We start from the raw sequence: 21220 nt of genomic DNA on the forward strand, positions 1-21220 counted from the left end.
TTCTTTATGACGATCTATTTTCTGTATTCACCGATAATGGCATGGGCCGCACTCAAGGCTGTTATGTGCTTTCGGACTTCGGATTGGCCGCAGCCGTCTCGCCCGCACACTAAAAAAGCAAGCAGATTCGCGGCTTTCCGCATTCCTGCTTGCTTTTTCATTTTTGAGCTTTCCTTTGCGCTTGCTTTATACGGGATCTAAGCTTTACTGAGAAGCGCATAGAGATCTCCAAGCGTATCCACACCCATTTCTCCGATTTCTTCCAGCAGCTTCTTCCACAACCCGGCGGTCATCAGAGAATCGTCCAGTGCGTGGTGTCTTCTCAGCACAGGGATCTCGTACATCTCAAGCAGAGAATCGAGGGTATAGTCTTTGCGCCGGGGCATCAGCCATTTGGCTACCATCATCGAATCCATCACCCGGTGGGAGAGGCTGACTTTGGAAGTTTTCCAAAGCGCCGCATTCAAGAACGCTTTGTCATGGGCCGAGCCGTGCGCCAGCAAAACCCTTGCCCCCACAAACTCGAAAAATTCACGGAGGGCCGTAATCAAATCCGGCGCTTCGGCCGCCTCTTCCGTCCGGATCCCGGTCAGCTCCTCGATATGGCGGGGAATCGTCCGGTTAGGATTCACAAGGGTGTAAAACGTTTTGTCTTCGAGCTGATCCCCGGCCATCGACACGGCGCCGATCGAAATAATCTCGTCCGCCGACGATGAGAAGCCCGTTGTTTCCAGATCAAAAACAACCACTTTGAGATTGTGCAGTTGAGTGTCCAGCAGCGAATGTCTGCGCTGATCCTTCAGAAGCTGGCGGATGAACGCCATCTGCTGGGCATTGCGCGGGTTAAACATGGATGTAATCGCCGGGGTCAAGCCGCCCATCTTGTAAAGCCGCCACATACCGCCGCCGGGGCCGCTCTCTTTCATCGTTTTACTCCTTTCCGGTCTATTGTCCGGTATGCTCGCGCAGTTTGGCTCCGGAAGCGTCCCGGCCTTTCTTGACGGAATCCCGCACCTGCCGGACGACTTTCTGTTGAAGCCGTCTTCCGAATTTGAGGCCGTTTTTCAGTTCCGCCCGGCACTCGCGGGTCAGCTTCTCGGCGGGCAATATACCCGCAGTCGCGAAATGTCCGTTTTCCCTGTAAAAAGGCGTTCTCAGCCTCATCTTCAATGAACTCAGAAAAACTTCGCGGCAAGCTTTGCCAAACTCGTCCGTAACAGCTCCCCGGTCGGTAAGCGCCTTGATTCTATTAAGAGTGGAGGAATCGGAAATGCCGTTCTCCAGGGCCAGAAGACGGACCGCATTAACGAGCGGGATATACAGTCCGTACTTGATATCCACACCGCCCGCATAAGGTCCGTACCGTTCCGTCACCAGACGCCCCAGCAGTCCCAGAGGCACTTTATGGTGCAGAGTATTGGCCAGAAGCGGCAGAAGCAGCCCCCGGTTGCGGGCAATGCTCTCATGGAAGGCCTGCTTGAGGCGGTCTGCCAGAGCTTCACTGCCGTATATACACCTCAAATCGGCCGCGATAAGCAAATAGCGCGCATTCTCCCAGACGGGCTCCGCAAACCAGCCGTTAATCTGATCTTTCCAGCCCGCTTCGCTTCTTCTCCACATCCGGTTCTCGGCCAGCACCCTCCCCGTGCACGGAGGGTAACCTGCCAGCTCAAGACCGTGGCGAATTCGCCGGGCCAGCTTGCTGAAATATCCGTCCGCCGCCGCTTCCATGCCTTCCGGTGGATTTTCGTAAACCAGTCCGTTGTCCTGGTCGCTCCACGGCGTCTGTTCCTCCCTGCCGCCGCTTCCCATAAGCAGGAATGCGTAAGGGAGCGGGGGCTCCCCCGCTCCTTCCGCTGCCAGGCGCTTTTCCGCTAAGGAAATCATTTTCCGGATCATGGTATCGTGTGTAAAATTCAGCTCTTCGTATAGGAAGGCCGCCGTTTCCTCGCCGAGTTCCTTCCGGAACAAATCCTGCATATCGGTGCGGATCAAAGCCAATTCATCCGATCCGGCGGCGCGGTTAATCCGTGCGCGAAGCATCTGCCAAGCCGAGCCTAATGTCGGTTCCATGACGGCATCTCCTTAGATGAGGTCGGTCCGGGGGCGGTCACGAAACCGGCACCGAGCGACCGTCTTCATTGGACGGTTTAGCCGAAGTGTGCGCATCGATAGCGTGATTCATCTGCTCCGGATACCCGTAAGTGCCGTGCTCCGCCAGATCCAGCCCCATGATTTCTTCTTCTTCCGTAACGCGCAACCCCATCGTAACTTTAATGAGTCCGAGGACGATGAAGGAAATGACAAGGACGAAGACAAGTGCGCCCGCTACTCCGATAAACTGCACCCACAGCTGGTGGAAACCGCCGCCGTAGAACAAGCCCGCTCCGCCTACATGGACCGTTTTGGCCAGTTCCGGCGTCGCGAAGAAACCCGTGGACAACGTGCCCCAAATCCCGGCGATACCGTGCACGGAGAATGCATAGACCGGATCGTCGATGCCTTTCTTTTCAAACCAGATCGTCGTGAAGAAAGTGACCCCTCCAGCGATGGCCCCGATGGCGATCGACGCCAGAGGCGTAACGAAGGCGCAGGAAGCCGTGATCGCGACGAGCGCGGCAAGTACGCCGTTAAGCATGCTTGGAATATCGGATTTGCCGAAGTAAATCCAGGAAACCACCATAGCGGCCACGCCGCCTGCCGCCGCGGCCAGGTTTGTAGTCAAGGCGATGTAGCCGAAGAACCCGTCTCCCATCGCGCTCAGCGTGCTGCCCGGATTAAAACCGAACCATCCGATCCAGATAATGATGACGCCGAGCACGGAAAGCACTTGATTGTGGCCCGGAATTTTATTCGGCGAGCCGTCTTTATTGAATTTGCCGATACGCGGCTTCAGGAGGATGGTTGCCACCAGTGCCGCTGTAGCTCCCTGCAGATGCACAACCGTGGAACCCGCAAAGTCCTGCATGCCGATTTTGGACAACCAACCGCCGCCCCATACCCAGTGAGCCACGATCGGATAAATCACTACGGTGAAAAGCAGTCCGAAAATAAAGTAAACCGGGAGCTTGGCGCGTTCGGCGAAGCCTCCCCACGCGATGGCCAGCGAAACGCCAGCAAACGCCAGTTGGAACAAAAACTTAATCGTGATCGGGACATCCGAAGCGCTCAAGGAAACGAAGGCGTCGGCGTTGACTCCGTCCATGAAGAAGCCGGACAGGCCGAACAGATTGTTGTTGAACAATCCGGCCCCGTCTCCGAAAGCAAGCCCGAAACCGAACGCCCAGAATGCGATGGCGCAAATCCCGAAAGTCAGAATGGTTTTACCCGCCACGTGGCCCGCATTTTTCATCCGGGTCGAGCCTGCTTCCAGTAAAGCGAAACCGGCCTGCATAAAGACGACCAGCATAGCGGCGACCAGCACCCATACCGAATTGATCGCGGCTTGCAGTTGTTCCGGTGTCGGCGCTTCCGCAAACGCCAAAGTCGGGAAAACCATGCTGAGCAGCGCCAACCCGATCAGTGTCTTTTTAATCATGGATACCAGCTCCTTCATGTTATGTTTCTTTACAAGAAAATCGATTATTGTCATTATACGCGAACGTTTTTCATAAAGACAATAGGTTTCGTTCACTTTTCGGATGTTTTTCAAATGAAAAATCAATTTTTTTCTATTTTTCATAGAATAATTATCATATTATGTTATCTATATGTAAGTTATATGTGCGTTCATCAAAATGTCAAAAGCATTACGTTTGACTGTACGGTTTAGGATCGGGTATCATTAGGCTGAGGTAAACATGTGCGAACAACAACTTTAAAGGAGGGACAAAATCATGGGGATATGAAGCTTCATAGAATCGGAGAGTTGTCCCGGTTGGCCGGAGTCAGCCCCAGGACGATCGATTATTACACCAAACTGGGCCTGATTCATCCCGAGAAAAGATCGGACACCAATTACCGGCTGTATTCGGATGAAACCTTGCTGCGGCTCAAACGTATTGAAGAGATGAAAAAAGAGAAATATACGTTGGAAGAAATCCGTACAACGATGCTGAAGCTGGATAAAGCGGCCCACGACGAACATGTGACCGACAAGTTGACATCCTATCAGGTGCTGCTCGGCCAACTGCAGAAAGAAATCAAGGAACTCGATCCTATGATTCAGCAGCTTAAACCGAATCAGCTCAAAAAGATTTATAATCTGATCACTCAGCCTACCGCCGCATGCGTCGAAGCACTGCTCTATTTGCTCGGCAAAGGTCCCTTTACGTAACGGATCCCCACGACTATCTTGACTTTGGAGGTCTGCAGCTATGTTTTTTCATCCTATGGATTTTCTCATCCTCATTGCATTCGGCTTATCCATGTGGGCTTCGTTCCGGGTCCGCGGTACGTTCAACCGCTGGTCTCAGGTACCCGTTCAATCCGGGATGACCGGATACGAAGCGGCCCGCCGCATGCTCGACGCGGAAGGGCTGTACGATGTTCCGATCGAGCCGGTTCCCGGAGCTCTTTCGGATCATTACGATCCGATCTCCAGAACGGTACGTCTTTCCGAACCTGTCTACTACGAAAGCACCATCTCGGCCGTTTCGGTCGCTTGTCACGAAGTAGGACACGCGATTCAGCACCAAATTCATTATCCGATGCTGGTTACGCGCCACAAGATGTTCCCGGTCGTAAACTTCGCTTCGGGCGTGGCTCCGCTTCTACTAATCGCAGGCCTTATTTTCCAGCAGTTTGATATTCTGCTTCTTCTGGGTATCGTCTTCTTCTCCGCCGCCGTACTTTTCCAGCTCGTGACTTTGCCGGTCGAATTTAATGCCAGCAACCGGGCCCGTGAACTTATGATTGCAGGCGGTTTTATCACCAACGAAGAAGAGCAAGGCGTAGCGAAAGTGCTTAATGCGGCTGCCTTGACTTATGTGGCTGCTGCCCTTATCTCGCTGCTTGAACTCGTTAAGTACGTGATGATTTTTAACAGCCGTTCGAACGATTAAAGCGGCCGTATTCGCTCCGATACAGTTGATGCTGCAACCTCAAAAAGCTTTCGTCTCCAATAGACGAAAGCTTTTTTCTGTTTATGTTCGGAAACGACCGCTTCTATATCGGACAGCGTTATCCGGCTAAGGCCCATTTAATCCGTCCGTGGTCCGGCCAGGGTCCGCAGAGGGCTGAAAATCCATCAGAAACCGGCTAAAAAGCTCCGTCACGAGCGGAAGCTTCTCGTCCCTCCGGCGGATGACTCCTACGGTACGCGTCACTTTCGGATCGACCTTCACTACACACGGCTCGATATGCGTAGTATAGCGCAGCGCCAGCTCGGGAAGAAGGCTGACGCCCATACCGGCAGCAACAAGCCCGCGAATCGTATCCGTTTCCTCACCTTCGAATTCGATCTTCGGCACAAAACCCGCCTTCAGACAGGCGTTCATGACGATCGGACGAAGCGAATACTGTTCGCCGAACATGACAAACGGCTCCTCCTTAAGCTGCTCCAGTCGGATGCTTTTGCAGTCGGCCAGGGCATGGTTAGGCGGAAGCACCGCCAACAGCTCCTCCGTAAGCATCACTTCTCCCTTGACGAGCTCGTGCGTCTCCGGACACGGTGATATGATCGCCAAATCGATTTCGCCTTCCGTAACGTCACGGATGAGACTGGTATAAGTTCCTTGCTTTAACCGGAATTTAACGCTGGGATGCTCTTTCTTGAAGCGGGATATAAAGGCGGGAAGAATGGAAACGGATACACTATGGGGAAAACCGAACCGGATCTCCCCGCCTTCGGGGTCCAGGAATTCCCGGACTTCGCCCACTGCGCGTTCCAAGTCGGTCAAAATATTTTCCGCACGGCTCAGAAACAGCCTCCCGGCCGGAGTGAGCTGCAAATTGCGGCCTTTCTGGACAAACAATCGGACACCGAGCTCCTCCTCCAAATGGCGAATTTGCCTGCTTACGGCAGACTGGGCCACGCGAAGCTCTTCGGCTGCCTGTGTCATATGCTGTTTTTTGGCCACTTTCACGAAATACTGCAGTTGTCGTAACTCCACAGGTTCCTCCATTAGTAAGTACTGCTATTTCTACCTATTATAGCCGATTTAGGTACTCCGGAGAACCGCTTCCGGCTGCCTTTCGTTTAAAGTGTGTATTGGACAACCCCGTTAACGCGAGGGTATAATAGTGAAGGCTGGAATTTCCAGTTTCATTAGGATAATAGATAAGGAGGAATACATATGACACAAGAACGCAAGGGTGCGGCCACTTTTAAGGGCAACCCGATCACACTCGTCGGTCCCGAGCTGAAAGCCGGCGATGCAGCACCTGATTTCAAATTGAACAAAGACCTCCTGAACGAAGTTTCCCTTTCGGATTATGCCGGCAAGGTGAAGCTGATCAGCGTGGTACCTTCCATCGATACGGGCGTATGCGACGCTCAAACCCGCCGTTTTAACGAAGAAGCCGCCAAGCTCGGCGATAACGTTGCCGTTCTGACTGTCAGCGTAGATCTTCCGTTCGCGCAAGCCCGCTGGTGCGGTGCGGCAGGCATCGATCAAGTCGTCCTGCTGTCCGATTACAAAGCGAAGTCCTTCGGGCAAGCTTACGGCGTTCTTATTCAAGAACTCCAGCTCGACATGCGTTCCATCTTCGTCATTGATGCCAATGACAAGATCCAATACGTGGAGTATCTCGGTGAAATGACGGAGCATCCGAACTACGAGGCCGCGATCGAAGCGGTTAAGAAGCTGGTATAAAAACCCGGTATAAAAAGAAAACAGCACAGGAATCGATGCGCTCATCGAATCCTCTGCTGTTTTTTTATGCCTTAGAAGCTGCCCGCAAGCTGTCCAAGCGTTAGCGGCTGATTTTGTGAGCCGCCAGCTTTTTGTCCAGCTGCTTGTAAATGTCCAGAATGGTCCGGTAATTGGAACCGAGATCCCCCATGTTTCCGCGGGAAGCCGAATAAATATCAATAGCCGTTGTCGTCGGATTAACCGCAAACAAAGTAATCGTAATATCCTGAGTACGTCCGAGAGCCGTACGTTTTTCCACCACAATCTCTCCGACATTTTTCACTTCGTGGAGGAGTTTGTAGCCGGGTGTCTTTTTGATCATCCCGACGGTTTCTTCCCACACCTGGTCTTTGGATAATTTGTAGTAACGGGTTTTTAATTCCGGATCTTTGGCTTTCTCACCGGTTGTCTCGAAACTGCGAAGCAAACCGACTAACGTTCGTTTCAAAGTCGTTCCCCCTTCATGAAGCATATCCAGACTGCTTGCCAAACCACACTAAAAACAATCTTACCATTCTTTGCAGGGAAGCAAAAGAGGAGAACGCCAAAAACCGGGCATAAATCCCAGGTCATTTTAATGAACAGCGGCTAAATAACCAATTTCATCCATCCTTACCGCATTTATATGAATAAAAAGCCTCTCCGCAGAGAGGCTCTTCTAATTCGATGGGGTTCCGTACAAACCATAGGTAGACCCCGGGTTATCTTTAGAACGTTTTCTGGTTGGCGCTTTCCCAGTCTTTCATAAACCGTTCCACACCGGCATCCGTCAGCGGATGCTTCATCATGGCTTCAATCACTTTGAACGGCACAGTAGCGATATGGGAACCTAGAAGAGCGGCCTCAATCACGTGCGTAGAATGACGCACACTGGCTGCGATGATTTGTGTCGGCAGCTCGTGCACCGAAATAATCTGGCTCACTTCTTCAATCAGATGCATACCCACCTGGTTAATATCGTCGAGCCGTCCGATGAACGGAGATACATAGGTAGCTCCTGCGCGTGCCGCCAGAAGCGCTTGTGTGGAACTGAAAACAAGGGTCACGTTTGTTTTAATGCCTTGGTCGCTGAAACGCTTCGTTGCCTTAAGACCGTCCGCAGTCATCGGCACCTTAATCACGATCCCGCTGCCGATTTTAGCAAGTTTCTCGCCCTGCTGGACCATTCCTTCCACATCCGTGGCGACTACTTCGGCACTGATCGGCAGATCCCCTACGATGCCTACAATTTCCTTGAGGGTCTCAAAGAAATCGCGTCCCTCTTTGGCAATTAGAGACGGATTCGTCGTAATCCCGGAAATAACCCCCAGCTCATGCGCTTCTTTAATCTCGTTTACATTGGCCGTATCAAGAAACAGCTTCATACACGATCCACCACTTTCGGCAAAATTTTTGATCTCTATGTACATTCACATTCCACTTTTTTACCATAGCATACAATGGGTTCTAATACAAAAATGGTCCGTTCCTGTAGCTTCTCTTTAAATTACCCTCTTTCGGACAAAATAAAAACAGCCCCGTTTACGGAGCTGTGTGTTTTTTTATATGGGTGAAGATTCATGAGTACATAAGAAAAACCCGCAAATGCCGTCCGGTTTAATAGTTTCAAACCTGCTTTAGCAGGTGGGTGATCGCAGAAACGTTTTTGAAGTCCCTTTTCGGGGGCATGTCAGCCGCGCTTCAATATGGATCTCCCGAGAAACAATCATTGGTTTAAAACAAAAGAAACCGAAACGTACATCGCAGGATTTTGTTTGTATCCCTATTATAAGACAATCGCGAACCGGATTCAACTGGAATCGACTGTCTTTTGTAAGAATAGGTCTATCGCTTCAGAAGGCCGCGGAAAAAGGGACCAGGGCTACAGCTTGTCAGACTCTTTCTTTGTCGAAATGTCATCCCGTACGTCCGCCGAGTCCAGCTCAACCGCCTGCAGGCTCTCTTCCTGCTCCTGCTCGCGCTGAGCCTCTTCCAGAGCCTCCTGCTTGCGTTTGATTTTCTCGAAGCTCCGGTTGAACTGCCAGAACGTAAAGGTCGCGCTGACGCTGCCCGCGAAGAATACGAGCAGGAAACTGAAACGGAAACTGATCATCACGATCGCCACGTTCCCGATAATCGTCATCACGCTTATCACGGGGTTGCCGATTGTCAGCAGAATGGCGTTTTTGATAATTTGAAAAACCTTCATATGAAGATGGGACATGATACAGAAAAAATTGAAAAAAGCGCCGATCAGCAGGATTCCCATGGCCAGAAACATATACGAAAGAAGGGAAAGCGCGCTGTCGAGACCCGCGTAAAAACGGTAGCTCACGAACAGAATCAGGGCAAATAAGACGAAGGCGATGCCTCCGATCATGCTCTGCAAAAAGTTTTCTTTGTAGCCGCGGAAGAAGGTCTTGAACAGGGGCACATCCTCATCCCCGGTCACCCACTTTCGGGCTACCGTGAACATCGCAGCCGTAGAAGGAAACAGTGTAAACGGTGCCAATATTCCCATTAAAACGAGCGATTGCATCATAATATCCGCTTGGCCCGAAGTAAGCCCGGCTAATGCAAAAAAGAAAAACGGAATGCTGCAAAGGATCCACAGCAAATTTATGGCGGACAGCCTCATGATCCATTCGGAAATCCGGTAAAAGCCGCCCATTAGTCCTCTAAATTCCAAACCCTTGTCCCCCTCTGTTGATGTTATTCTTATTATAGCCTATTTTGTAGAGCATAGGTAGCCGCCCTTTCTTTTCTTCCCTGCGGGCATATTCTGTTAAGGTAATACGGCTTCAAATTATTCACGAGGAGGAGATTACATGTCTGGTGTTGGCGGTGCTTTTACTTCCACTGGTGCTATCCTGGTGCTTTTCATTCTGCTGGTTATCATCACTCGTTCTTTCCTCTACTAATCATTTCTTAACAGATCCGCAGGAACTAATTTAACACGAATCTCCAAAAAAAATGACGACCCTAGGGGTCGTCATTTTGATGTTCGAATCAATTAAGCGTTGGAATCTTCACTGCGACGGGTGCTGCTGGAACGGTCACGATTGTAATCGGAACCGCCGCTGCGGGAGCCGTAGCCGCCACCGGAACGACTGTCACGGTCACGGTCGCGGTAATCGCGTCCGCCGTCTCTTCCGCGGGAGGAAGAAGATGAAGAACCGTAGCGTGATCCACCTTGGCCGGAGCCGGAGCGGGAGCCGTAGCCTCCGCCGGAACGGCCGTCGCCTCTGCGGTCGCTGCCGTAGTTGAACTTGCGTCCGGAGCTGCGCACATCGACGCGGCGCTTCTTAGCGCGGATCGGATCTTCCGGAGTCAGCTCAACGGATACTTCTTTCTTCTCACCGCCGGTAAGAAGCTGAAGAGCCGCTGACAGCAGGTTGACGGAATCATATTCCTCAAGGAGCTGGATAGCCACGCCTTTGAATTCGCTGTGCTTTTCTTCTTGAAGCAGGTTGATGATGCGTTCAGCCGTTACCTTCTGCTTGCCTTCCATAGCTTCAGCCGGGCTCGGCATAGGCTTCTTAGGAATGCGGTGACGGGTTACCTTCTCAATGAAGTGCAGGTGATCGATCTCACGCGGCGTTACGAACGTCCAAGCCGTTCCTTCTTTGCCTGCGCGGCCCGTACGGCCGATCCGGTGAACGTAGCTTTCCGGATCCTGCGGAAGGTCGAAGTTGATGACGTGCGTTACGCCGGAAACGTCGAGACCGCGCGCCGCCACGTCCGTAGCGACAAGCACTTCGATGCTGCCGTCACGGAATTTGCGCATCACGTTGTCACGCTGGTTCTGGGACAAGTCACCGTGCAGGCCTTCAGCGGCATAACCGCGCTTCTGCAGGGCTTCTGCCAGCTCGTCTACACGGCGCTTCGTACGTCCGAACACGATCGCCAGTTCAGGAGATTCCATGTCGATGAGACGGCTAAGCGCTTCGAATTTCTGCTTCTCATGCACTTCGATGTAAGCCTGATCGATAAGCGGAGCGCTTACGTGCTTAGGAATAACCGATACATGCTGAGGATTGGTCAGGAACTGTTGAGCCAGCTTCTGAATGTTAGGAGGCATGGTTGCCGAGAAGAGCATCGTGTGGCGCTCTGCCGGTACAAGGCTCAGGATGGACTGGATGTCATCCATGAAGCCCATGTCGAGCATTTCATCCGCTTCGTCGAGAACGACTGTTTTAACGTCTTCGAGCTTGATCGTTTTACGGTTGATATGGTCAAGCAGACGTCCGGGCGTACCGATGATGATTTGAGGTCTTTTCTTCAGTGCGCGGATTTGCTTGCCGATATCTTGTCCGCCGTAGATCGGCAGGGAGCGGATGCCTTTGAAGCGTCCGAGTTTGCTTACTTCTTCCGCAACCTGGATGGCAAGTTCGCGGGTCGGGCACATGATGAGTGCAACGATCTTGTCTTCGCTTGGCTCGATTTTGCTTACGAGAGGAATACCGAAAGCGGCTGTTTTACCCGTACCGGTCTGCGCCTGGCCGATCAGATCGTTTCCTGCAATCGCAAGCGGAATCGTTTTCTCCTGAATGGGGGTCGACTCTTCGAAACCCATCTCTGTAATTGCTTTGATTACTTTTGCATCTAAATCAAATTCTGAAAAATTTTTCAATCCGTTCATTCTCCTTTTATCCGATGAAGATCACTCTTCTTTTATATACCCTTAAGCACGACTTTTCTTCCTTAATATACGTTCATCCGTGCGGAAACCCTATCCCGAATTGCCCTTATCCTAATTCGTAGAGCCGCCCTTAAGAATATCTCAACTAGTATAACATATTACACTCAAGCTTTTCCAGTGACTATTTGCCCATGTGCAGGGAGGAAGAGGGTCTGTCATCGAAACCTTATTCGCTGTTCATCGTATATAATGGACAGAAGAACACCAGATTAAACGTAAGGAGCGTCCCTTTATGTCTATATTCAAACGCGTAGGCAACATCATCCGCAGCAACAAACAGCAGGAACCGGTCAGACAGGCGAATCCCTTCGAGGAATCTCGCGTCGGCGATATTGTCAACGTCGATCTCGAGGAGTACGTCGTTTCCGGGAAAGTGATTTATTTCGACCGCGGTTTCGAGCCTCACCGGTATGCGTACTATCTTCAAAGCGGTAAAGATGTCCGCTGCCTGCTGATCGAGAAAGGCCGTTCCTACGAGTGCTTCCTCTGCGATTTCATGGAGGGGGCGCTCGACGATCCGAACGATGTGCCTTCCCGGCTCGAGCTTGACGGCGAGGACACGTTTGAACTGGAGCATCACCGCAGCGATGTGACCCGTTCGGAAGGCAACACCGATTTCCGCAGCGGCGACGAAGTCATGATCTGGAGATACTTCGGACCCGACGACCGCTATTTCTTCCTGCAGTGGCAGGACGGCAAATTCGTCGCCATGCAGGGCGAACGCACGCCGGCCTCGCAGGTCAAATTTATGCGGGCGACGCTTTAACGTCCGGCGGGCGGATAACCGGTTCGTTCATTCCGGCGGCAAACGGCGCTGATGCTGCAGACGGCCGCACAGACTGTCTGTGCGGCTTCTCCAGTTAAAACGGAGGCTTCTGTTTTTTGATCCCCCCTTCAGCCTTCAGGAGGTGCCTTCCGCTTGAACAGATGGACATCATGGATTTCCTGCCTGCTAGTATTTGTTCTGCTCGCGGGCTGCGCCCCCAACGCCGGCGATTTCGTCCGGCAGGAGTATAGTCTGACCAGCGCCGACGGATCAGGCAGCAATTTATCGAAGGTATACACCGCCGAAAATAAGGACGTCCCGGCTGTGGCCAAGGAACTCGCCGGCCGGGAGAAGCCGCGAGAGATCAGCAAGGAATCGCAGGATCAGATGTTTTTGCTCTATCCCGACAAGGTCATCAACCTGCAGCGGGACGAGCAAAATCCGGCGAATACCCTGGTCCAGGTGGATTCGATCCAATACGCGAGGGAGCATTATTCCCCCTCTTTCCTGCAGACCTTCCTGACCGTCGCGATGCTCCAGTCCGTTCTCGGCGGCGGTTTTTTCAGCAACCGCGGGATCAGCGATTACCGCGGCTACCGCTCTACTCCGACCTATCGGGGGACGCCCGGCGGGTATACGCCCGGTACGGATGCGGGCACGACCAAGCCGCCCGTAACCTCGGACCGCGAAGGGTCGTTCCGGACTCCCCGCAGTCCGTCCGGCACTACCGGCGGGATCGGAGCCGGCACGGGAGCCGGTGACCGCCGCAGCGAGATCACGAATCCCGGGCGCACAAAGCGCGGGATCGGGACAAGACCCGGAACAAGCGGCCGTTCCGGGTCATTCAAAAGGCGGCGGTAAGCCCGGCCGCGGGCGCCGGCCCCCTTTCCTTGCAGTACGAGCCAGTTCCTGCGCTATGCCGGGAACTGACGAGCCAAGCGGCTGTCCGTTAAGCAGCCGCTTGGCTTTTTACATAGGTCACTCCTGCTTAATTTTTCCGCGCTTCGGGTAAAGAACAACGAGCGAGCAATAGAACCGTAACCAGGAAGGAGGAACGACCATGCCTTGGACCAAGAACGACTATCCGCCCTCAATGAAAAATTTGTCTGAGCGGGTTCGCAAGAAAGCCGTTGAAATCGCCAACGCACTGCTGGACGACGGATACGAGGAAGGCCGCGCAATCGCGATCGCTACCGCGAAAGCGGAGGAATGGGAAGAAAATCATCCCGATCACCGGAGCGGCGCCAAAAGCGGTACGGAACGCCGGGCTTCTTCCTCTCACTCCTCACCGCTCCATGTCGTACCCGACGGCGACGGCTGGGCCGTTAAAGCCGAGGGAGAAGACAACCCCCGTTATGAAGCGGACACGAAAAGCGATGCGGTCAAAAAAGCCGACGAGCTTGCTTCCGATACCAACACGAGAGCCGTTATCCACCGGAAGGACGGCACCGTTCAGAACTCACACAACTACTCTTAACCCCACAAACGGACCGGCTGAAAGTAACCTGAGCGGCAGAATGACAGGTTTATTTTCAAAAAGGTCCGTTTTTTTATTATCCTTCGGTCAATTCCTCTTGATGTTTGTCCCGGATGAGTGGTACTTTTAATCTGCATACTACTTCTTGAGGTGATCGTGTGGACAAAAAAGCGATTTCCATCGCGGTTGTAATACTCGGCGCGGCACTCGTCGCGTTCGGCTTTAACATGTTTCTTATTCCGCACGAACTCCTGAGCGGCGGAGTATCCGGTATTGCGATGGTAATCGGATATTTGACGAACATGGATATTTCCATTTTATACTTCGTCCTGAACCTGCCTTTGATCATCTGGGGACTGGTCATCATCGGACGCCGGTTCATCATTATCAGCATCGGCTCCGTTATCGCCACGACCTGGTTCATGCAGATCATACCGGTCCGTGGACTTGTGCAGGAACCCATACTCGGGGCCGTATTCGGCGGCGTGCTTGTGGGAATCGGTGCCGGTATCACGATGCGGGCGGGCGGCTCCACAGGCGGGTTCGACATCGTAGGGTTCATTCTGACTCGCAAGCGCGATTTTCCTCTCGGCCAGATGCTGTTCGCTTTGAACGGCGGAGTTATTTTTATGCTCGGTTATTTTAAAAACAACTGGGACCTCGCCCTCTTCTCGATGCTGTCCATCTATATTGCCGGCAAGGTGATCGACACGATTCATATCCGCCATATCAAAGTGACCGCCTTCATCGTAACGAAGCAGAGGGAAGCGCTTCTGGAGAAGCTTCTCGTAATTCCGCGCGGGGTAACCGTTATCCGTACGGAAGGAGCTTATACGAACCAGGAGCAAAGTCTCCTGATGACGGTAACGACGCGATACGAACTGGTCGGCCTGCAGAAAATCATTAAAGAAACCGATCCTAAAGCGTTCGTAAACGTGGTCGAAACGGTCGGTGTCCTCGGAGAATTCCGCCGTCAATAGCACCGGAATTAATCGGGTGTTCTCCACGATGTGCCCATGCACCCCGCCGCTCTTTATGATATAATGAAAGAAGGCTCCAGCTTGGCTCATTTCGGTTTACGAGTAATATTTCCGCTTAGTTTTCTCATCAAATCCGGATAGGAAGGATGATGGAAATGGAAACCGTAAAACTGTCTCATATCGTGAAGACCTACACCCCAGAGCTTTATACGTTTTTAACCCGTACGGAACTCAATTCCGAAATCGTCCTCGTTAACGGACTTCAGTCCCTGGATCAGGAAGATGTGATTGAAATTGTACAGTTTAGCATAAACGAGAACCGCAAAGACGCCTTCCTCCATTAGGAAGGCGTCTTTTTTTAAAGCTATGTTCACAAAAAAGTAGCAAATGAACTGGATTGATGTCCCATTACATGATATGATAAGGGCACGATTGAATAGCCTGGTAGCATGCCGGCATCGCGAATTGGAGGTGCATGTAATGAATTTTTTCTCTCCATGGCATTTACTGCTCGTTGTTCTAGTTGCTTTACTGCTTTTCGGACCAAGTAAACTGCCTGAATTGGGACGCGGCTTCGGACGTATGTTCAGAGAATTCAAAGACGCGACTAACGGTCTGGTTTCCGACGAATCGAATCAAGCGGCTCCGGCGCGTAAAGAAGTCAACAACAATTCTTCCGTTGAAGAAGAAGCGCGGAAATAATTTTATACACCCTCTTTATACACAGAAGACTCCGCGTCGATGCATGCAGGGTCTTTTTTATTTGAACTTAAGCTGTAAAATAAAAAACAGACCGGCGAGAGAGTTCTCTTGCCGGTCTGTTTTTGTGAAGCTTTTGCAGATTGAAACATCCGGATGAAGCATTCCGGCGGTGTTCAGCGCAATCCCGGCCAGTTCCCCCGAGATGCCTGCTGCCAGCGACCCCGGATTTCGGCAATCGCTTCGATCGGAAGCGGCCCCCCGGAGAGGAATGCCGCATTCTCTTCCCAGCGTCCCGGACGCGTAGTTCCCACAATGGCCGTATGGACACCCGGCACCGACAGGGTGAACCGGAGCGCGTAAGCGATGGCTTCCGGTACGGATTCATTCAGAAAATGGTATCGCAGCAGCTTCAAGCGCTCCCAGTATTCATGGTGATAGCTGTCGGCAGGCTTCTCTCCCGTCCGCCAGGCGGCGTTAGCAAGGGGTCTTTTCGCGATGATGCCCATCCCCCGCTGCCGGGCTTCGGGAATCGTCAGCTCGATCGCCTCCTGATCCGCTATGCTTAGCGACGTCTGCAGCGTATCGAACACTCCCGTCCGGACGGCGTACAGGGCGGTCTGCCCGTCTCCGCTGCATCCGATGAAGCGGGTTTTGCCCTGCTTCTTGAATTTCTCAAGAAGCTCGATCACTTCCCCACGGCGCAAAATCTCCTCGGGACAGCTGTGCAGTTGAAGCAGATCCACATAGTCGGTTTTCAGCCGTTTCAAGCTGCGGTCGATGCTTTTTTCAAGCATCCCCAGATCCCAATCTTCTTCCAGAAAGCCGGCGCCGTGGCCGATCTTTGTAAACAGGCTGAATTCCGTCCGGCGGTGCGAGACGGCTTTCCCGATTAATTCCTCGGAATCTTTGTAGCATTCCCCGGTATCGATGACAGTAAGGCCCGCATCCAGCGCACCGCCCAGCAGGTTTTCGACCGTCCTCAGGTCAATGCCCTGGAAACCGATTTCCGCGCCTCCGAATCCAAGCGGGCTCACCTGCAGGCCTGTCCGACCCAAAATCCTCTTTTCCATCCCGATGTCTGACTCTCCTTTCAAGCTTAGATGGATTTACGGAAAGTCTCTGTCATGGACAGGAAGTAAGTGACGGTCCGTAGAATACGTTCGCGGATTTGAACCGTTTCAGGCTCGCCCTGCTCGGTAAACGCCCGGCCCGCTCCCCCGATAGAAATCCATTCCGGGCAGTTAATGCCGTGAAGGTTACGGACAACCGTCTGGAGCTGCTGAAGCGAGCTGACTCCGACCGCTCCGCCTGCGGAACTCATCGACAGCACGACTTTACCGTCCACGTATTGGGCATCCATGTGGTCAAGCGCGTTTTTCAGCACGCCGCTCATGGCTCCGTGGTATTCCGGCGTAGCCAGAACGATACCGTCCGCCTCCATGACCGATTTTTTCATATGGACCAGATTCTCGTCTTCGACTACGCTCGGATCCGGGCTGTAGAGCGGGACAGGCTGTTTGTACAGGTCAACCAGAGTCACTTCCGCTCCCTTTTCCGCCAATACCTGCCCGACATAAGCACTTAAAAAAGTTGTGCTCGCCCCTTCACGGTTGCTTCCGCTAATAATTACGATTTTCATTTTTCCGTTCCCCCTTTTCTTAAACCGGACTCTCGACGGCGGATTCGATTACGTATCCCGCCCCGTTTCCAATCCGTTTTTTCTCAATGATCGTCGTTTGCACGACTTCAGGCGCCACAGTGAAATGGCGGACAAGATGACCTTCTACGGCATCGAACGCTTTTGCGTCCGTTTCGGCCACAACAATCAGATAAGCCAGGCTTTCTTTAAGCTCCAGCTCTACTTTGTATAGGAACATCTTCATACCCTCCTTCTCCCACCGATTAACTCGGCATCTCTGTAAGATTCCCTTTATGTTACCAAATTGTCAAGGATTTGCCTAGATGAACCTCAGCTCTCCTGCCGGTTTTCTTCTCCACCTCTTTTGTTTAAAATAAAGGAAAGGAGCTGATCGCCTGTGCTGAACATAACGGCCTTAACGAAAATGGACTTGACGTATTTGCGGGATCATCTGCCCGAAGATTTAAAAGACGCCGTCTCTCTGGTGCAGTTTCTGACTGCCGAAGAGGCGGGGAACCGGCTCGCTTCCACGGATATTCTCCTCACTTCCGGAGCGTTTCAAGACGACTGGCTCCCTCTGCTGCCCAAGCTGCGCTGGTTTCAGACCCTCTCGGCGGGTGTGGACAAGCTGCCTCTCCGTAAACTGGACGAGAAAGGCATCCAGGTGACCAACATGAGCGGTGTCCACTCCATCCAAATGAGCGAGTATGCACTGTCGGTCATGCTCGATTTAGTCCGCCGTACACGTACTTTTATGGAGAGCCAAAGCCGCAAGGAATGGAATCATCGGCTCCCCACCGTGGAGCTTCACGGACAGACACTGGGCCTTATCGGAACGGGAGCGATCGGTTCGGAAGTAGCCCGCAAGGCGAAGGCATTCGATATGAAGGTTGTCGGCTACAGCCGCTCCGGGCGGGACAGGGAATACTTCGATGAAGTGAGAAAAGGATCGAGCGGCCTTCACTCTCTCCTCCGTGAATCCGATTTTGTCGTGGTCATTGTCCCTGCCACCCCCGAGACGGAAAACCTGATCCGGGCCGAAGAACTGGCCCTTATGAAGCCGTCGGCGTTTCTCGTCAATATGGCCCGCGGCAGCGTGATCGATGAAACGGCTTTGATCGACGCGCTGCGGAAAGGGACCCTTGCCGGGGCGGCTCTGGACGTGTTCCGGGAGGAGCCGCTTCCTGCGGATTCCCCGCTCTGGGAGATGGATCAGGTTGCCATTACGCCTCATATCGCGGGAAATACGCCGAAATATGTAGAGCGGTGTGCGGAAATCTTATTTCCGAATATCCGCCGTTTTATCGAAAATAAACCGCTGATCAATCGGATCGATCCGGACCACGGCTATTAACAAGCCGTACAATAAAAGCCTTCCTTCCCCATATGCCCTCAGGGCGGCGGAGAAGGAAGGCTTTTGTATAATCGGACGTCCCGGAGCACCGGTCATCTGCATTGCCGGATTACTGCGACAGGCGGAGCGCAAGGTTATAAAGCTCCATGTTGAACGGACGTTTCGTGTTCACGACAAGATCGATATCCGTCGCAACGAGCTCGCCTTTGATGACGCCGCAGGATTTGCCGGAATCGCCCTCGATGAGTCTGCGTACGGCGAAGTCTCCTAGGCGGCTTGCCAGAATGCGGTCCGTATGTGTCGGCGTTCCGCCGCGCTGAATGTGGCCGAGAACGGTCACGCGTGCATCGATGCCGTTATTCTCCATGATCTGGCGGGCGATATCGTCCCCTTTTCCGGCGCCTTCCGCAACGAGAATAATGCTGTGACGCTTGCCGTGGGCGAAGTTGTCGCTCATCCGCTTTGCGATTTCCTGGCAGTCGTGAGGCACTTCCGGCACGAGGATGGTCTCGGCACCACTCGCCAGGCCGGCGTACAGGGCGATTTCGCCGCAGTGGCGGCCCATAACTTCGACCACCGAGGAGCGCTCATGCGAAGTCATCGTATCGCGGAGCTTGTTAATCGCGTCTACGACGATGCTGACAGCCGTGTCGAAACCGATGGTGAAATCGGTGAACGCAATGTCGTTGTCGATGGTGCCCGGAAGACCCATCGTTTTGATTCCGAGCTTGCTCAGCTTGTTCGCTCCTTGATAAGAGCCGTCTCCGCCGATAACGATCAAGCCGTCGACACCTCTGCTGCGGAGATTCTCCGCTCCGAGCTGCTGGCCTTCCGGCGTCATGAATTCCTTGGAACGGGCCGTCTGCAGGATCGTTCCTCCGCGCTGGATAATATCTCCTACGCTTCTTAGATCCATTTCGTTAATATCGTTCTTAATCAGTCCTTGGTAGCCGCGCTGGACCCCGAACACCTTCACACCATGGTAGAGTGCGCTGCGCACAACGGCGCGTACGGCTGCGTTCATCCCTTGGGAGTCGCCGCCGCTTGTAAGAACTGCGATGGATTTTACTGCTGTCATTAAAGTTCCTCCTTGCTTATCTATGAGCAATATAATGAGAGATCAGGACGTTTTACGGATCAAAAGGCTGTTCACCCAGAAAAACAATCGGCTGATCGTACTGTCTTTCATCAGATTCCGGGATATTTGCCGGACAACCGGCTGGTCTTTCACTTTGGGATCGGACAAATAAAGAGCAAGCAGTCCTTCAATAACCATCCGGTGGAAAGCGGCGTCTTCCAGCTTCGAAGCGCCTTCCCTGGCCTGTTCGGCCACATAAGCGATCCGCCGGATCGTTTCATCCATATCTCCATAGTAAAAGCAGAAATTCAAATCTCCGCCGACACGGTCTTCTTCCTGGTCGATGAGATAATCAAGCAGAATATGCAGTCCGCCTACGTAAGGAAAATAGGCGCTTTTAATCCCATCCACCCGCTGCCGGTCCAAATTGCGGTCGGAAGCCGCCGCGAACAGCATGAACATGCCTAGCGTCGAGCCGGTTGCCGCCGAAAACTCGTTCCACGTCAAATCCGGGTAGTTCGCGCTATGTTCCGTCCACCAGTCCAGCAGAGCTTGTTCGCGAAGTTCGGGGCGGATGTGTTTGTACACCTGCAAATCGCAATACAGCCCCACAAGCGAGCGGACCGCATCGGCAGCCAGCCCGTAGGAAGGAAGCTCGGCAATCCTTTGCTGGCAGGTCTGTACGAGTTTGACCAGATAGCCGTTGTCTTCTTTCTCAAGACGATAAGCGTAATAATCGTGAAGGGGTGCCGTCGGGTCGACCGCGTCCAGCATGGATTGATGCAGCATCCGGAAATCCTGCGGGTCCAGTGAAGTGCTGCGGTCGCACAGGTTATCCAGATAGTCGCTGATGGTCTGGAACGCGACAATCAGTGAAATGAGCACCTGCCTCATCGGTAAATTGATTACCGCATAAATGGCGCCGCCCTGGCAGTGAAACTGTTTGGATGTCATACTGGCAATCGCCTGCGTCCGCAGTTCCTCGTCCGGAATCCGCTCCGCTTCGCGGCGCCAGCCCTCCAATTCCCGTTTAACGCCCGGAAGCACATATTTGTACACCCGGTACATCAGGCTCAAAGGCCCCCGGGGAACGTTTAAAGATGATTTATTCGGCAAGTTCAACGAGTTCTCCTCCATAACACTGGCGATAGCAGTAGGCAAGCAGCAGTTTGAATTCCAGGTATTGGATATGGGTGAGCCAGGCTTCGATATCCGGATTTTGCAGCAGGGTTACCTGAAGCTCGACGGCATCCGCAAATACAGAGGAATTCCATTCTGGAGAAGTAACAAGAACGTCGATCTTCGCTTTCATTGCTTCATGTTCTATCGTCCGGAGCCCCGGCTGGCGGTCCAGAAAGGACCGAACCTCGTTGACCAGGTCGGTATGGATCGGATGGTTGCCCGCGTCCTGCAGCCAATACTTCGCGTTGCTGTAGTCGCCTTCCATCCGGTGCATCAGCCCGTGCCAATAGCTTCCGGTTTCATTTGTAATGGACTGGGAAATTTCATGACTGTTGTCAAGACTCTCATTAAATAGATAGAGTCCCGATTTTAGCGCCAGTGCATAAGGTTCTTTATCTGGATTGTCTCCGTTTAATGCGGAAACCTGAAGTTTGTCGATCCGGACATCGATCAGCGAATCCCATTCTTCGATCGGATACAGCGAAGGCTGTCTTCCGAGCAAAGGCTTGGCGATCAGTCTGATCCAAGACGGTTTCTCATTTTCTGTTGGCACCTCGAGCACTCCTT

The 21220-nt window shown here is 52.7% G+C and carries 25 protein-coding genes and 1 other RNA gene; 11 read left to right on the forward strand and 15 right to left on the reverse strand.

Translation table 11 applies throughout. The features are described from left to right. Positions 1-197: 197 nt before the first annotated feature. The 3 genes from AC58P5_RS10500 to AC58P5_RS10510 are packed head-to-tail and all read right to left on the reverse strand — an operon-like array spanning position 198 to position 3538. Positions 198-926 carry an exonuclease domain-containing protein gene (locus AC58P5_RS10500; protein ID WP_497386151.1) on the reverse strand — a complete coding sequence of 243 codons (729 nt, stop codon included), beginning with the start codon at positions 924-926 and terminating at the stop codon, positions 198-200. Positions 927-945: 19 nt separating this feature from the next. Continuing rightward, entirely contained in the window at positions 946-2073 is a 1128-nt protein-coding gene (locus AC58P5_RS10505; protein WP_497386153.1) for a DUF294 nucleotidyltransferase-like domain-containing protein, read from the reverse strand. 37 nt (positions 2074-2110) lie between these two features. Further along, on the reverse strand, positions 2111-3538 hold the full coding sequence (locus AC58P5_RS10510) for an ammonium transporter (protein ID WP_497386155.1): 1428 nt from the start codon (positions 3536-3538) through the stop codon (positions 2111-2113). Between the two features lie 306 nt (positions 3539-3844). Between AC58P5_RS10510 and AC58P5_RS10515 the strand changes: the two genes are divergently transcribed. Beyond that, the gene (locus tag AC58P5_RS10515) at positions 3845-4276 is read left to right on the forward strand and encodes a helix-turn-helix domain-containing protein (RefSeq protein WP_009674805.1); all 432 of its coding nucleotides are present in this window, start codon (positions 3845-3847) and stop codon (positions 4274-4276) included. Positions 4277-4316: 40 nt separating this feature from the next. After that, complete coding sequence (locus AC58P5_RS10520) at positions 4317-5003, forward strand: zinc metallopeptidase (protein WP_497386157.1); 687 nt, start codon at positions 4317-4319, stop codon at positions 5001-5003. 126 nt (positions 5004-5129) lie between these two features. Here the strand turns inward: AC58P5_RS10520 and gltC are convergent, their stop codons facing one another. After that, a complete protein-coding gene (gene gltC, locus AC58P5_RS10525; RefSeq protein ID WP_497386159.1) occupies positions 5130-6053 on the reverse strand; it encodes a glutamate biosynthesis transcriptional regulator GltC in 924 nt (307 codons plus the stop codon). A gap of 183 nt (positions 6054-6236) precedes the next feature. Here gltC and tpx point away from each other — a divergent pair, with 183 nt between their 5' ends. Beyond that, positions 6237-6755 (forward strand): thiol peroxidase, encoded by a 519-nt coding sequence (gene tpx / locus AC58P5_RS10530; RefSeq protein ID WP_103997621.1) that lies wholly within the window; start codon positions 6237-6239, stop codon positions 6753-6755. Between the two features lie 100 nt (positions 6756-6855). On the opposite strand, the gene AC58P5_RS10535 is transcribed toward tpx, so the two are convergent. The 4 genes from AC58P5_RS10535 to AC58P5_RS10550 form a co-directional block, all read right to left on the reverse strand. Continuing rightward, complete coding sequence (locus AC58P5_RS10535; protein ID WP_497386161.1) at positions 6856-7266, reverse strand: DUF1499 domain-containing protein; 411 nt, start codon at positions 7264-7266, stop codon at positions 6856-6858. 235 nt (positions 7267-7501) lie between these two features. Then, complete coding sequence (gene fsa / locus AC58P5_RS10540; protein WP_009674996.1) at positions 7502-8158, reverse strand: fructose-6-phosphate aldolase; 657 nt, start codon at positions 8156-8158, stop codon at positions 7502-7504. 207 nt (positions 8159-8365) lie between these two features. Then, a non-coding RNA gene (ssrS, locus tag AC58P5_RS10545) (6S RNA) lies at positions 8366-8546 on the reverse strand. 109 nt (positions 8547-8655) lie between these two features. Further along, positions 8656-9462, reverse strand: a complete 807-nt coding sequence (locus AC58P5_RS10550; protein ID WP_497386163.1) for a YesL family protein — start codon at positions 9460-9462, stop codon at positions 8656-8658. A 139-nt stretch (positions 9463-9601) separates the two neighbouring features. Here AC58P5_RS10550 and AC58P5_RS10555 point away from each other — a divergent pair, with 139 nt between their 5' ends. Further along, complete coding sequence (locus tag AC58P5_RS10555; RefSeq protein WP_103997617.1) at positions 9602-9694, forward strand: sporulation protein YjcZ; 93 nt, start codon at positions 9602-9604, stop codon at positions 9692-9694. A gap of 92 nt (positions 9695-9786) precedes the next feature. On the opposite strand, the gene cshA is transcribed toward AC58P5_RS10555, so the two are convergent. Next, entirely contained in the window at positions 9787-11406 is a 1620-nt protein-coding gene (gene cshA, locus AC58P5_RS10560) for a degradosome RNA helicase CshA (RefSeq protein WP_497386165.1), read from the reverse strand. A gap of 301 nt (positions 11407-11707) precedes the next feature. On the opposite strand from cshA, the gene AC58P5_RS10565 reads away from it, so the two are divergent. The 6 genes from AC58P5_RS10565 to tatA all read left to right on the forward strand — a co-directional run bounded on the left by AC58P5_RS10565 (position 11708) and on the right by tatA (position 15400). Further along, positions 11708-12241 carry a DUF4178 domain-containing protein gene (locus AC58P5_RS10565; RefSeq protein WP_103997615.1) on the forward strand — a complete coding sequence of 178 codons (534 nt, stop codon included), beginning with the start codon at positions 11708-11710 and terminating at the stop codon, positions 12239-12241. Between the two features lie 153 nt (positions 12242-12394). Continuing rightward, entirely contained in the window at positions 12395-13102 is a 708-nt protein-coding gene (locus tag AC58P5_RS10570) for a DUF4247 domain-containing protein (protein ID WP_497386167.1), read from the forward strand. Between the two features lie 199 nt (positions 13103-13301). After that, positions 13302-13718: a DUF2188 domain-containing protein gene (locus tag AC58P5_RS10575; protein ID WP_497386169.1), complete on the forward strand. Its 417-nt coding sequence runs from the start codon at positions 13302-13304 to the stop codon at positions 13716-13718. A 158-nt stretch (positions 13719-13876) separates the two neighbouring features. Next, positions 13877-14698 (forward strand): YitT family protein, encoded by an 822-nt coding sequence (locus AC58P5_RS10580; RefSeq protein WP_497386171.1) that lies wholly within the window; start codon positions 13877-13879, stop codon positions 14696-14698. Positions 14699-14853: 155 nt separating this feature from the next. Then, positions 14854-15042, forward strand: coding sequence for a hypothetical protein (locus AC58P5_RS10585; protein WP_497386173.1), 189 nt, complete (start codon positions 14854-14856; stop codon positions 15040-15042). Between the two features lie 136 nt (positions 15043-15178). Then, positions 15179-15400 (forward strand): twin-arginine translocase TatA/TatE family subunit, encoded by a 222-nt coding sequence (gene tatA / locus AC58P5_RS10590; protein WP_497386175.1) that lies wholly within the window; start codon positions 15179-15181, stop codon positions 15398-15400. Positions 15401-15573: 173 nt separating this feature from the next. On the opposite strand, the gene AC58P5_RS10595 is transcribed toward tatA, so the two are convergent. Genes AC58P5_RS10595 through AC58P5_RS10605 form a run of 3 tightly spaced genes read right to left on the reverse strand, consistent with a single transcriptional unit; the run spans position 15574 to position 17277 of the window. After that, positions 15574-16470, reverse strand: coding sequence for an aldo/keto reductase (locus tag AC58P5_RS10595; RefSeq protein ID WP_497386177.1), 897 nt, complete (start codon positions 16468-16470; stop codon positions 15574-15576). A gap of 26 nt (positions 16471-16496) precedes the next feature. Next, entirely contained in the window at positions 16497-17039 is a 543-nt protein-coding gene (locus tag AC58P5_RS10600; RefSeq protein WP_497386179.1) for an NADPH-dependent FMN reductase, read from the reverse strand. Positions 17040-17058: 19 nt separating this feature from the next. Beyond that, positions 17059-17277, reverse strand: coding sequence for a DUF3906 family protein (locus AC58P5_RS10605; RefSeq protein ID WP_497386181.1), 219 nt, complete (start codon positions 17275-17277; stop codon positions 17059-17061). A 159-nt stretch (positions 17278-17436) separates the two neighbouring features. Here AC58P5_RS10605 and AC58P5_RS10610 point away from each other — a divergent pair, with 159 nt between their 5' ends. Continuing rightward, positions 17437-18393 (forward strand): D-2-hydroxyacid dehydrogenase, encoded by a 957-nt coding sequence (locus AC58P5_RS10610; protein WP_497386183.1) that lies wholly within the window; start codon positions 17437-17439, stop codon positions 18391-18393. A 109-nt stretch (positions 18394-18502) separates the two neighbouring features. On the opposite strand, the gene pfkA is transcribed toward AC58P5_RS10610, so the two are convergent. The 3 genes from pfkA to AC58P5_RS10625 are packed head-to-tail and all read right to left on the reverse strand — an operon-like array spanning position 18503 to position 21206. Then, on the reverse strand, positions 18503-19471 hold the full coding sequence (gene pfkA / locus AC58P5_RS10615) for a 6-phosphofructokinase (protein ID WP_497386185.1): 969 nt from the start codon (positions 19469-19471) through the stop codon (positions 18503-18505). Positions 19472-19513: 42 nt separating this feature from the next. After that, positions 19514-20593, reverse strand: a complete 1080-nt coding sequence (locus AC58P5_RS10620) for a tetraprenyl-beta-curcumene synthase family protein (protein ID WP_497386187.1) — start codon at positions 20591-20593, stop codon at positions 19514-19516. Beyond that, positions 20577-21206: a hypothetical protein gene (locus AC58P5_RS10625; protein ID WP_497386189.1), complete on the reverse strand. Its 630-nt coding sequence runs from the start codon at positions 21204-21206 to the stop codon at positions 20577-20579. Before AC58P5_RS10625 ends, AC58P5_RS10620 begins: the two co-directional genes overlap by 17 nt. Positions 21207-21220 lie beyond the last annotated feature (14 nt).

It is taken from the genome of Paenibacillus sp. JT31N7, from assembly GCF_059692095.1.

Bases quoted from the DNA above. Each gene is read 5' to 3' on its own strand.
- tpx (WP_103997621.1), top strand. From the start codon at position 6,237: ATGACACAAGAACGCAAGGGTGCGGCCACTTTTAAGGGCAACCCGATC.
- AC58P5_RS10605 (WP_497386181.1), bottom strand. From the start codon at position 17,277: ATGTTCCTATACAAAGTAGAGCTGGAGCTTAAAGAAAGCCTGGCTTAT.
- AC58P5_RS10565 (WP_103997615.1), top strand. From the start codon at position 11,708: ATGTCTATATTCAAACGCGTAGGCAACATCATCCGCAGCAACAAACAG.
- AC58P5_RS10515 (WP_009674805.1), top strand. From the start codon at position 3,845: ATGAAGCTTCATAGAATCGGAGAGTTGTCCCGGTTGGCCGGAGTCAGC.
- AC58P5_RS10500 (WP_497386151.1), bottom strand. From the start codon at position 926: ATGAAAGAGAGCGGCCCCGGCGGCGGTATGTGGCGGCTTTACAAGATG.
- AC58P5_RS10520 (WP_497386157.1), top strand. From the start codon at position 4,317: ATGTTTTTTCATCCTATGGATTTTCTCATCCTCATTGCATTCGGCTTA.
- AC58P5_RS10535 (WP_497386161.1), bottom strand. From the start codon at position 7,266: ATGCTTCATGAAGGGGGAACGACTTTGAAACGAACGTTAGTCGGTTTG.
- AC58P5_RS10595 (WP_497386177.1), bottom strand. From the start codon at position 16,470: ATGGAAAAGAGGATTTTGGGTCGGACAGGCCTGCAGGTGAGCCCGCTT.
- AC58P5_RS10505 (WP_497386153.1), bottom strand. From the start codon at position 2,073: ATGGAACCGACATTAGGCTCGGCTTGGCAGATGCTTCGCGCACGGATT.
- pfkA (WP_497386185.1), bottom strand. From the start codon at position 19,471: ATGACAGCAGTAAAATCCATCGCAGTTCTTACAAGCGGCGGCGACTCC.
- tatA (WP_497386175.1), top strand. From the start codon at position 15,179: ATGAATTTTTTCTCTCCATGGCATTTACTGCTCGTTGTTCTAGTTGCT.
- AC58P5_RS10555 (WP_103997617.1), top strand. From the start codon at position 9,602: ATGTCTGGTGTTGGCGGTGCTTTTACTTCCACTGGTGCTATCCTGGTG.
- AC58P5_RS10510 (WP_497386155.1), bottom strand. From the start codon at position 3,538: ATGATTAAAAAGACACTGATCGGGTTGGCGCTGCTCAGCATGGTTTTC.
- AC58P5_RS10600 (WP_497386179.1), bottom strand. From the start codon at position 17,039: ATGAAAATCGTAATTATTAGCGGAAGCAACCGTGAAGGGGCGAGCACA.
- fsa (WP_009674996.1), bottom strand. From the start codon at position 8,158: ATGAAGCTGTTTCTTGATACGGCCAATGTAAACGAGATTAAAGAAGCG.
- AC58P5_RS10585 (WP_497386173.1), top strand. From the start codon at position 14,854: ATGGAAACCGTAAAACTGTCTCATATCGTGAAGACCTACACCCCAGAG.
- AC58P5_RS10575 (WP_497386169.1), top strand. From the start codon at position 13,302: ATGCCTTGGACCAAGAACGACTATCCGCCCTCAATGAAAAATTTGTCT.